8 protein-coding genes are annotated in these 11,359 nt (G+C 71.1%); 6 read left to right on the forward strand and 2 right to left on the reverse strand.

Annotated features, from left to right (window positions below; all coding sequences use genetic code 11):
* The first annotated feature begins 527 nt into the window (after window positions 1-527).
* The 4 genes from OEIGOIKO_RS01905 to thiD all read left to right on the forward strand — a co-directional run bounded on the left by OEIGOIKO_RS01905 (window position 528) and on the right by thiD (window position 6,233).
* Complete coding sequence (locus OEIGOIKO_RS01905; protein WP_125051205.1) at window positions 528-3,443, forward strand: molybdopterin-dependent oxidoreductase; 2,916 nt, start codon at window positions 528-530, stop codon at window positions 3,441-3,443.
* Window positions 3,440-4,453, forward strand: a complete 1,014-nt coding sequence (locus OEIGOIKO_RS01910) for a thymidylate synthase (protein ID WP_125051207.1) — start codon at window positions 3,440-3,442, stop codon at window positions 4,451-4,453. The genes OEIGOIKO_RS01905 and OEIGOIKO_RS01910 overlap by 4 nt, the downstream gene beginning before the upstream one ends.
* 261 nt (window positions 4,454-4,714) lie before the next feature.
* A complete protein-coding gene (locus OEIGOIKO_RS01915; protein WP_125051210.1) occupies window positions 4,715-5,227 on the forward strand; it encodes a nucleoside 2-deoxyribosyltransferase in 513 nt (170 codons plus the stop codon).
* A 175-nt stretch (window positions 5,228-5,402) separates the two neighbouring features.
* Complete coding sequence (thiD, locus tag OEIGOIKO_RS01920) at window positions 5,403-6,233, forward strand: bifunctional hydroxymethylpyrimidine kinase/phosphomethylpyrimidine kinase (protein WP_170251495.1); 831 nt, start codon at window positions 5,403-5,405, stop codon at window positions 6,231-6,233.
* A gap of 101 nt (window positions 6,234-6,334) precedes the next feature.
* On the opposite strand, the gene OEIGOIKO_RS01925 is transcribed toward thiD, so the two are convergent.
* Window positions 6,335-7,696, reverse strand: coding sequence for an MFS transporter (locus OEIGOIKO_RS01925; RefSeq protein ID WP_125051214.1), 1,362 nt, complete (start codon window positions 7,694-7,696; stop codon window positions 6,335-6,337).
* A complete protein-coding gene (locus tag OEIGOIKO_RS01930) occupies window positions 7,690-8,169 on the reverse strand; it encodes a hypothetical protein (RefSeq protein WP_125051217.1) in 480 nt (159 codons plus the stop codon). The genes OEIGOIKO_RS01925 and OEIGOIKO_RS01930 overlap by 7 nt, the downstream gene beginning before the upstream one ends.
* A 216-nt stretch (window positions 8,170-8,385) precedes the next feature.
* Here OEIGOIKO_RS01930 and OEIGOIKO_RS01935 point away from each other — a divergent pair, with 216 nt between their 5' ends.
* Both OEIGOIKO_RS01935 and OEIGOIKO_RS01940 read left to right on the forward strand, forming a co-directional pair.
* The gene (locus tag OEIGOIKO_RS01935) at window positions 8,386-9,315 is read left to right on the forward strand and encodes a LysR family transcriptional regulator (protein ID WP_125051219.1); all 930 of its coding nucleotides are present in this window, start codon (window positions 8,386-8,388) and stop codon (window positions 9,313-9,315) included.
* Window positions 9,316-9,531: 216 nt separating this feature from the next.
* Entirely contained in the window at window positions 9,532-11,160 is a 1,629-nt protein-coding gene (locus tag OEIGOIKO_RS01940; protein WP_125051221.1) for a DUF885 family protein, read from the forward strand.
* The last annotated feature ends 199 nt before the right edge of the window (window positions 11,161-11,359 follow it).

Below are 11,359 nucleotides of genomic sequence, written 5' to 3' on the forward strand. Positions count from 1 at the left end.
CGGGTGCGGGTGCCGTACATTGTTCCGGCGCACACCAGCAAGGACAAATAAGAATATGAAATCACCGCGTCCTGCGGCTCATACATCGAAGGAGACGAGAAGTGCTGGAGAACCGCGCCCTTTTGGTGCGCCCCGCCGAGTAACACCGGGTCACGGGCCGATTGTTCAGCCAAACGGTAACCCGCCCCGCGCACGTCGTCCAGAAAACGATCAGAAGTTCAACACCTCGCTCATTCCAGCATTTCGACGCGACCGGCAATCTCGCCAATACGGGCGGGACACATCACTTTCCGGCAAGCGCGTAAATTCTGGTTGACCGTTAATGACTGTGGGTATTGAGCACTCGTGCCGGAACAGGCCGACGAACCTCTGCTGATTCGTCCGGTCCGGAACAGCCGTCCGGCGTGAAGCCGCCGTCCGGTCAGAAGCGCCGCCGTCCGATCCGAAGCCGCGGGTGAGCACCACCTCCGCACGGACGGAATGCGCGGCGGGGCAACGCCACGGTGCGGTTCTCCTGGGGGGAAATCATGTCTCGAACCGACTCCGGCGCTCGCACCGACACCCGCGTGGAGGTCACCTGCGAGGTCGACGGGGTGAGCCACTGCCTGCGCGCCGAGCCGCGCGAGACGCTCGCGGGGCTGCTCGCCGGCCTCGGCTCCCCGGTCAGCACCGGCTGTGACCAGGGAGAATGCGGGGTCTGCACGGTGCGCCTCGACGGCCGGCCGGTACGGTCCTGCCTCGTCCTGGCCGCGCAGTGCCACGGCGCGAGCATCCACACCGCACGCTCCGGCGCTCCGGCCCTGACCGGTGTGCGCGCGTGGCTGAGCGCCGCCTCGGCGCTCCAGTGCGGGTACTGCACACCTGCGTTCGTGACGCTGCTGACCGACACCGCCGACACCGCCGACACCGCTGGCACCGCCGACACCGCAAACCGGACCGTTGAAGAAGGTCCGGCAGCCGTAGCCGGCGCACCGGCACGCCACCGCATCAGCGAGGCGACCTGCCGCTGCACCGGCTACCCCGGCCTGGCCCACGCGGCGTCCGGCCTGGCGGCGGGCACATCCCCTCCCGGACGCCCCCCGCGCGTCGAGGACGAGCGGCTGCTCACGGGCCGCGGTGACTTCGTCGGCGCCCGCGATCTGCCCGGGCAGCTGTGGGCACGGGTGGTCCGCAGTCATGTCGCCCACGCGGCCCTGCTGCGCGTCGACGTCCGGCGCGCTCTGCGCCATCCCGGTGTGTTCGCCGCGTACACCGCCGACGATCTGCCCGAGGCCATGCGCGTGCTCCACCGGGAGCTTCCCGCCCCGGCGGAACCGGTCCTCGCCACCACCGACCTGCGCTACGTGGGCCAGCCGGTGGCAGTGGTCCTGGCCGAGAGCGCCGCCGCCGCCGAGGACGGCGCGGAACTGGTCGACGTCGTGTGCGCCCCGCGCACCCCGTTGTCCGGCCCCGAGCACGGCACAGCCCACCTCTCCGACGACGACCCGCGCTGGATCGCCACCGTCCGCCAGCGGGTGGGCCCGGAGCCCGCGGACGTCGACGCCGCCGTCGTCCTCACCCGTACCTTCCGCCTCCCCCGGCAGACCGCCATGCCGCTGGAGACCCGCGGCCTGCTCGCCGAGTGGGACGTCCGCGCTCCCCGGCTCACCGTGCACGGCGTCACCAAACACCCGCAGCTCACCAGGCAACTGCTCGCCCGGGCTCTGGACCTGGACCCCCGGCACATCAGTCTGCCCGCGGGAGACGTGGGCGGGGCGTTCGGCGTCAAAGGCGAGACCCACCCCGAGGATCTGCTCGTCCCCTGGCTCACGATGCGCGCCGGACGGCCGGTGAAGTGGCTGGAGGACCGGGCCGAACACGTCGTCGCGGCCCACCATTCGCGCGGCATGGTGTGGCGGGCCGAGCTGCGGGCCGACCCGGACGGGCGCCTGCTGGGCGCCCGTGCCGAGATCGTCGCCGACGCCGGTGCGTACGTCCGCCCGCTCACCACCCTCCAGGCCCTGCTGGCCACGGCCCTGTTCCCCGGCCCGTACCGGCTCCCCCGCTACCGCGCGCGGGCCCGCTGCCTGCTGACCAGCCGGACCCCCGTCGGGCCCCTGCGAGCGCCCGGCCGGCTGGAGGCCGCTTTCGTGCGCGAACGCATGCTGGACCTGCTCGCCCACGAACTGGGCCTGGATCCGGTCGAGGTGCGTCGTCGCAACCTGCTGACCGCCGCCGACATGCCGTACGACGTCGGCACGGTGAACGAGGGGCCGGTGCGCTACGACAGCGGTGACTTCCTCAGCGCGTACGAGCGCGCGCTCCGCCGGGCCGGCGCGGCGCGACCGGGGCCGAGCGGCTCTCCAGACGGCACGGCGCACGGTCCCGGCGGTCCCGAAGACCCCGGCGACGCTCCGGAGGGCGGGTGGCGGCGCGGGACGGCGGTCGTTCCCTTCGTCGACAAGGCCGGCCTGGGCGGGGACGAGCGGGCGGTCGCCACTTTGCGGCCGGACGGCACCGTACGGATCGACGCGGCCGCCGCGCCCTCCGGGCAGAGCCACCGCACGACGCTCGCCCGAGTGGCGGCCACCGCGTTGGGCATCCCCTGCGACCGCGTCGACATCGTGCTCGACGACCACACGTCGGGCGCCACGGGGCCGGGCACCTTCGCCAGCCGCACCGTGACGCACACGGGCAACGCCGTCCACGCGGCTTGCGTCGCACTGCGGCGTCGCGCGGCCGAGTGGACCCGGGCGGAGGGGGCGGACGGGGAGCAGCCCGGCAACGCCGAGGACGCCGAGGACACCGCCTTCGGAGCGCAGGCCGCCGTTCGGGCCTCGGGCACCAGCCGGACCGCCGTCCCGTTCGACCGCATCGCGCGACGGGGCGGTGCCGGGCTCCGGGCGGTCGGCCGGTACGCGATCGACGCGCACACCTACCCCCACGGCGCGGTGACCTGCGCGGTGGCGGTGGACCCGGAGCTCTGCCTGGTCCGGGTCGAGCGGCTCGCGATCTCCTGCGACGCGGGGCGGGTGATCGACGAGCGGGTGGTCCGCGGCCAGCTCGCGGGCGGTCTGGTCCAGGGGGTCGGCGCCGCGCTGCTGGAGGAGATCCGTTACGACGAGCGGGAGCGGCCACTGGTCACCGGGTTCGCGGAGTACCCGCTCCTGCTGGCGGCGGACGTGCCCGATGTCGACGTCGACCTGCTGCCGCCCGCCGCCCCGACGGCCGGGACCCCGTACAACCCGCTCGGCGTCAAAGGCATCGGGGAAGCGGGCACCTCGGCCGCCGCCGCGGCGGTGGCTGCCGCGATATGCGCGGCCGTCCCGGAGTGGACGCCCGCCATCGACCGGCTGCCCCTGTCCCCGGAGCACCTGCACGCCTCCGTGGACGCACTCACCCGGCGGACCGGCGCCCGACATTCGCCGGGCCGCGGTATTCCCGTACCGAGGAGTGACACATGAACATGCCCCTGTACCACAGTTTTCAGGACGCCTATCTCGCCCAGTTGCGGGAGACGTTCGAGAACTCCGCCTACCGCAACGCGCCGAGAGGGTTCCGGAGCCGCGAGCGCATCGGCGTCGCCTTCGGTCTCCTCGATCCCGTCCAGCGCCATCTCGCCCTGCCCGCCCGGCGAGCCAATCTCGTCTTCAATTATGCCGAAGCGCTCTGGTATTTGTCGGGAACGAACGGGCTGGACTTCATCGGCCACTACGCGTCGAGTATCGCCCACTACTCGCAGGACGGCCGGACCCTGCAAGGCACCGCGTACGGCCCGCGCATTTTCCGGCACCCGCCGGACGGCCTGGATCAGTGGCAGAACGTGCTGAACACCCTGCGCGAGGACCCGGACAGCAAACGCGCGGTGATGCAGATCTTCACGCCACGGGAACTGACGGTTCCCGGAAACATCGACGTCGCCTGCACCCTCGCCCTGCAATTCATGATCCGCGAAGGGAAGCTGTGCACGGTCGCATTCATGCGGGCCAACGACGCCTTCCGCGGCATGGTGAGCGACGTCTTCTCGTTCACCGTGCTCCAAGAGGTGATGGCCCGTGAACTCGGCGTCGGCGTCGGCTCGTACAGCCATCACGTCGGCTCCGTCCACGTCTACGACTCGGACGCACCGTGGGCGGAGCAGGTGCTGGCCGAGGCGGCGCGCAGCCCCACCCCGCCCGCCCCGTTCCCCGCCATGCCCCCACAGGACAACTGGCCCTGCATCCAAGAGGTCCTGAACTGGGAGGCCCGGCTGCGCACCGACTCCGTACAGCTTTCCCCCTCCGCGCTGGAACGGCTCGACCTGCCGCCGTACTGGCGCAACGTCATCGGGCTCTTCGAGTGCTACCGGCAAGTGCGGCACGGCACCGGCCTGGCGCCGCGGGTGGCGGCCGTCCTGCCCGGCCTCCACCGCCGGGCGCTGGCCACCCGCTGGCCCCGGCACTTCGCCGGAGCGCTCGCGCAGAGCCGGGCCTGACGCGCCGTCCGCCCGACGGCGGACCGCACGGCCGCCGCTTCGCGTGGGCGGTGGCTGCGCGGTCCGCTCCGGAGGGCCTCGGAGGCGATCTCCGACCGGAGGCGATCTCCGACCGGAGGCATCTCCGACCGGAGGCATCTCCGACCGGAGGCATTCTCCCATTCCCCACCCGTACCCCTCGCCCATTCCCTGAAAGACATACCCCGCAAAACCGCGCCGGAGAATCCGGCCCGGTGAGTTGAACTCCCGATGGAGGACGGCATGACATCCGACAGCACTGCTACGCACCCCACCGCCCTGCGCGAAGTATTCGTGGGCGGCCCCTTCCTTCAGCTCGTCGATCCCAAGACCGGATTGATGTCCGACTCCGACCGGCTCAAGTTCCACCGGCTCATCGAGCACTTCGAACAGCGCGGTGCCACGGTGTACAACGCGCACCGGCGCGAGGCATGGGGCGCGGAATTCCTCACGGCGCCCGAGGCCACCAAACGGGACTACCTGGAGATCAGCCGCTCCGACCTGTTCATCGCTTTCCCCGGTGTTCCGGCGTCGGCCGGTACCCACGTAGAGATCGGCTGGGCGAGCGCGCTGCGGAAACCGATGGTCCTGATGCTGGAGAAGGAACAGAAGCACACCTTCCTCGTCACCGGTCTGGAGAACCAGGCGAACGTGGAATTCATCTGGTTCGCCGACCCGACGGAGATCTACGCACATCTGGACACGGCGGTCGAGCGCGTTCTCGCGCGCAGCGGCGAACGGACCACCATCGGCTGATACGCCGACCGGTCCGGCGTACGGGCCGAGACGCGAACGGAGCCGGACGGAACACCGCGCCCGGTACCCGGCCCCGTCACGTGCCGACGGCACCACCGGCCGTCGGTGCATGTGGGCAGGGACCACCGCGCACCACTTCGGACCACCGCACCGAACGCTCCGGAAGGGGGCACCGATGACAGCCGGCGTTCCGGTCTGTCTGACCATCGGTTCCAGCGACTCCAGCGGAGGCGCGGGAATCCAGGGAGACATCAAGGCATTTGCCTCGGTGGGCTGTTACGCGGCCACCGTCCTCGTCGGCATCACGGCGCAGAACACGAGCGGGGTGACCGGCCGCTGGCCCGTGCCCGTGGAGGCGGTGGCGGCTCAGTTGCGCACCGTCCGTGACGACCTGCCGATCGCCGCGGTCAAGGTGGGGACGACCTGGAGCCCCGAACTCCTCGCGGCCCTCGCCCCCGAACTGGCCGGGTTCGCGGCCCAGGGGGTGCCCGTGGTCGTGGACCCGGTCATGGTGACGGCCGCCGGTTCCTGGCTTTCGGCGGACACGGATGTGACCAAGGCCGTGATCCGCGACCTGTTCCCGTCCTCGGTGGTGATCACACCCAACCGCAGGGAGGCCGGTCTGCTGGCGGGCGGGGACGGTTCCCGCCGGGAGCTCGCCGAGACGATCACGAGGCTGGGAGCGCCGACGGTGGTCATCACACCGGGGCCTGGCGAGAGCGGGGACTGGTTCTTCGACGGCGAACGGCACGCGCACCTGACCAGCGAACGCCACGACAACGCGGCCGAGCACGGCGTGGGATGCGCGCACTCCGCCCTGACCGCCGGCCTGCTCGCCCACGGCCGGCCGCTGGACCAGGCCGTGCGGGAGGCCGGCGCGCGGGCCGCCGCGGGCGTCCGCGCCGGGCTCGGTCACCTCGGCACGCGGGTGCACCCGGTCGATGTCCTCGGTCTCGTGCACCGCGTACCGCCGGTGGAGGGGGAGGTCGGCGGGCGGTGGACGTGAGCACGCGCACGCGGGTGCGCCGGTCCTGAAATCTCCTCTGGCGGGCCCCGCGGGCATCAGGGGGACCGCTCGCCCGCCCCGACAGCTCCGGCACGGGCGCCTCAGCGTTTCCCGGCGACCGGGGACGCCTCCTGCGCCGGAGCGTCCAGGGCCGGTGTGTTCAGGATGCGGAGCAGGGGGATCAGGGTGAGTGCGGTGAGCACGGCGGCCAGGGCGAACACGGGGCGCGGGCCGGTCAGTTCGGCGAGTCCGGCGGCCAGCGCGGCACCCAGTGGCATACCGCCCCAGCCGAGGCACCGGATGGCGCCGCTGATCCGGCCCAGCCGGTCCTGGGGAGTCAGGCGTTGGCGCAGCGAGATGACCACCACGTTCCACAGTCCGCTGCCCACCCCTCCGAGGAACGTGGCGAAGGCGATCACCGCGACGTCGGCGCTCGCGGCAGGGGCGCCCAGCATGACGACGCCGGCCACCACGTCCGTGACCAGGATCCAGCGGACGCCCACCGTGCGGGCCAGGCGCGGGGCCAGCGCGGCGCCGGTCACCGCGCCGGCGCCCAGGGTCGTCAGCAGCAGTCCGTAGCCGGCCGGGGACAGGCCGACCGGGCCCTGGACGGTGTACACGACCAGTACGGCGAGCCAGGCGCTCCAGCAGCCCGCCATGACCGTGCTCATGAGCGTCAGCGTGCGCAACGGCCGGTTGCGCCAAAGGATTCTCAAGCCCGCGGTGAGCAGGTGCCGCCTGCGCCCGTCGAGCCCGTCGTCGCCGTGCTGTCCCGTACCTTCGCCGCTTCGTACGCCGTGCTCGGCCGCGTCCCCGTCAGGTGACGCGTCCTGGGCCACCGGCCGGTACTTCCCGTGCAGCGTCAGCATGGCGCAGGCCGCGACGGCATAGAGTCCGCCGGCACCGCCGACCGCCCATGCCGGGCCGAGGGCGACCAGCAGCCCGCCCAGCGGCAGCCCCACGAACTCGTTCAGCACCGACTCCGTACCCCGGATCCAGGAGTTCGCCCACTCCAGCCGGTGGCGTGGCACCACCGAGGGGACGAGTGCGGTCGTGGCGATGTCGGCGACGGCCTCGCCCACCGCCAGACAGCATGCGACCAGGTAGAGGGCGCAGAGAACGAACAGGGCGGTGGCGTCGAGCAGGAGGGCGGCCAGGAGGGCGGCCAGTGCCGCCGCGCGGAACAGGTCGAAGACCATGATCAGTTGGCGGCGGTCCATGCTGTCGACGAGCAGACCGACCGCCAGCGGAGCCACCGCCCAGGGCAGCGTGTGCGCCAGCTTCGCCCCCGCGACCAGGCCCGAGGATGCCGTCAGCTGTACGGCGAGCAACGGGATGAGGGCCAGCACCAGGCCGTCGCCGAGGTTCGCCGATGCCGTCGCGGCCCACAGACGCGCGAAGACCCGGCCGCCCCCACGATGGCCGGGACGGCCGGATCGGTGCTGTTCCGCCGGTGTCAGCACAGAAGGGCGAACGTGGCACGCATGAAGGTGTCTTCACCGTGGGCGCGGACGGTGTGGGCGAACGCCGCCCGGGCGTTGGCCGGCGCCGGCACCGTGGTGGGCGAGACCATGGGGAACCTGGCCAGCAGGCCGCGTACCTGCTCGCCGACGCAGTTGATTCCCTTGTTCTTCAGGATGGTGTCGCCGATCGCTCCGCCGGCGCCGTCGAGAGACTCGCCGGTCCAGGCGGAAACCGCGTACTTCTTGCCTTCCACCTGCTCGAAGAAACGGAGCTGGGCGTGGCCTTCACTTTCGGTGAGGAGAACGAAAATGCGACGCTCGGCGAGTTCCATGTTGAGCGCATCCACCTTGCGCAGGATGGATTCCGGATCGCCGTACAAGTCGTGGACTTCTGGAGTCCAGGAGTACTGCCTGCAGGGTGCCGCCATATCCGCGGCGCCCCGCTCAGGTGATTTTCGGGGTGTGACACTCATGGAATATCCCCTTCCGCTGCTTCCGGTTGACCGTCCAGCAGGACAGCCGTCTTCAGATTTCCGGATCCGGCGAAAAAGCACAATTGCAGGTTTCGCATGTCTGCCATACCTTCCCGGCATGCATGACCTTCATCGTTTACGTGTACTCGTCGAGATCACCGAATCCGGCGCAAGAGCATAATTGCGGCTTCCGGATGGCTGCTATACCTTCCGGGCATGCGTGACCTTCATCGTCTGCGGGTGCTCGTCGAGATAGCCGACCGGGGGTCGATGTCGGCCGCGGCCAGGGCGCTGTCCTTCAGCCAGCCGGCCGTCTCGCGGCAGATCGAGGCGCTGGAGCACGAGGTGGGCGCGCAACTCGTACAGCGGCTGGGCCGCGGTGTCCGGCTGACCGACGCGGGCGCGCTGCTGGCCGACCGGGCCCGCGACATCCTGTCCCAGGTCGTCGCCGTCCAGCAGGATCTGCGGGCGTTGAGCGGGCTGCGTGGCGGGCGGCTGCGGGTGGGCGGCTTCGCCGGCGTCAACGCGTATCTGCTGCCGCAGTCACTGGCCCGCTTCGCCGAACGATATCCGCAGGTGAGGCTCTCGCTGTCCGGCTGGACCACGCGCCACCACGCCGCGGACCTGCGCTCCGGGCTGATCGACATCGCGCTGGTCACCGACTGGGACCTCACCGGCGGACAGGCCTGCGGGCTGGACGTCCTGCCACTGCTGGAGGACGAGTTGTACATCGCCGTAGCCCATGACCGCCGGACCGGCCGTGGCGGGTTCTCCCGGGGTGAGCTGCACGACCTGGCGGAGGAATCGTGGATCGAGGGCGCCCATCCGGACTGCCTCGGCCCGCAGCCGGAATTCGAGAGGGCGCTGGGGTTCGCACCGCACATCCATTTCCAGGTCGGGGACTGGAGCGCCGTCAGCCGACTGGTGGAAATGTCGGCCGGTGTCACACTTGTTCCGGGGTTGCTCGCGGTCCGCAGCAGTGGAAAAATCTCCCTGCATTCCCTGGCGGGAAGATTTCCACCGCGTCGTGTGTACATTGCACTTCCGGAGGGACGGCACGCGCCCGCGGCGGAACCCATGATCGAGATTCTGTTGGAAGTGGCCCGCAAGGAGGGCACACTGCTCGCCGGTACGGCCATTCGTTGAACGTCCGAGATCGCCCGTGCACGTCGGCGGCCATCGATCGACGTCGACGATTGTCCGGAATTATCCGGCAGTAGCGACCTCGCGTCCGCAGGAGTCAGGAGCGGATCTCTGCAGAACCTCCATGAGGAACATCGGCCAGGAACTTCAGTCAGGAACATCCGCGAGGAATACCCATGAGAGACATCCGAAAGGGATATCCGAAAGGAATATGCGGCCATGGATGCTCGGTTGCGCGCGGTGTGTGATCTGATGGTCGAGCTGGTGCGTGAACAAGCCGGCCTGCACGAATACGACGGCCATGTACAGGACCTCTCCCCGGACGGCATCCGCTCCGGACTCGCCGGGCTCGGCGGCCCCGCCCCCGGCCCCCGCGAACCGCCTTCCTCCCTCACCCCGCCCGGCTCTCCCGGATCCCCCGACTCACTCGGACCGCCGGACTCCCCCGGGGCGCCCGACCCTCACGACGCCGCGCACCTCCACATCTTCGAGACGGCCCTGCGCACGGTCTACGGCGACCTGGAGATGCACCGCCGCAACCCGCTGCCCCACCTGCTCAACCTCGACCTCTGCTGTTACGACCGGGAGTACGCACCGGCTGCCGACCGGGACCGCGCCAAGCGCGCCCACCTCGCCAACTGGCCCGACGCGATCGACGCGTCCGTCCGCGCACTCGACCAGGTCGACGCCCCCACGGCCCGCGCCGTGCTCGACACGGCCGACAGCCTCACCGCCGTCATCCCGCCCGAACTGGCCGGCACCGACATCGCCGTACGCGCCCGCAGCGCACACGGGCGGCTGATGGCTCGCCTGAAACACGCGGCCGACCACGGCGACCCGCGCTCCGCCCTCGGCGAGCGGGACCTCGCCCTGCTCATGGGCGCCCCAGAAGGGATCGAGGTCAGCGTGTCCCGGCTGGCCGACCGTGCCGACCAGGAGGCGGAACGGCTGCGCGCACTGCTGCGCGAGGCCTGCCACCGGCTGGTTCCCGGCTGCCGCCCGCACGACCTCGTACGCGATCTCGTACGGGAACACCCGCCGGCCGACGCCGTACTGGACCGGGCGCGAGCCGTCACCGACGAGCTGATGGCCTTCACCCGCGGCCGGGCGCTCCTCCCGCACCTCGACGGCGAGGTGCTCGTCGGCCCCACACCGCCGTCACGCCAGGACACCTGGGCCATGATGAGCTTCGCCGCCCCCGGGGAGCCCGACGCCCCGTCCTGGTACCACATCACCTTGCCGGGGCCCGGCTGGAAGGACGAGGACGCCGCGGAGTGGCTGACCGTCTTCAGCCCGGCCATGCTTCCCGCCGTCACGGCACACGAGGTGGTGCCCGGGCACTTCGCGCACGCCCGCTGCCTGCGCAGGGCCGGCAGTCCTGTCCGGCGGATCCTGCAGTCCCTCACCTTCATGGAGGGCTGGGCCCATTACGGGGAAGAGCTGATGGTGGAGGAGGGTTTCCGGGCGACCGACCCCCGCTTCGCCATCGGCGTCTGCATGGAAGCACTGATCAGGGTGACCCGGCTCGCCTGCGCGATCGGTGTGCACAGCGGAGCCATGGACGTACCGGAGGCCGCCCGGCGCTTCGAGGCGGACACCTACCTGTCGGGCCGGGCCGCCCGCGCGGAGGCCGAGCGGGCCACCTTCGACCCCACCTACGGTCGCTACACCTGGGGCAAACTGGCCCTGCGCGACCTGCGGGACGAAGCCCGGCGACGCTGGGGCGACGCCTACTCCCCCTTGCGCTTCCACAGCGCTGTCCTCGCCCTGGGCTCCCCGCCACTGGGCCTGCTGCCGTCCGCCCTCGCCGAGGGCCGGCCTGAACGCCCCAGCCGCCTGCTCGGGTGATGCAGCCGATTCGTTGCAGCCGTCCCCCTCACGATCTGCTGGATGCGGTCAACACGGCAATGGCCAGACCGAGTTGCGTCCGCACTCGCAGACTCCCGGGGCCCCTGACCCACCAACAGGCGCCAGGTAGCCGAGCATGCCATGCCATTCCCGCGTGTCCTTCGGCTCTCTACGGGTTCCCAGTGCTACGCCGTCCACG

The sequence above is a fragment of the Streptomyces paromomycinus genome (genome assembly GCF_003865155.1).
In the GTDB taxonomy this organism is placed as follows: domain Bacteria; phylum Actinomycetota; class Actinomycetes; order Streptomycetales; family Streptomycetaceae; genus Streptomyces; species Streptomyces chrestomyceticus.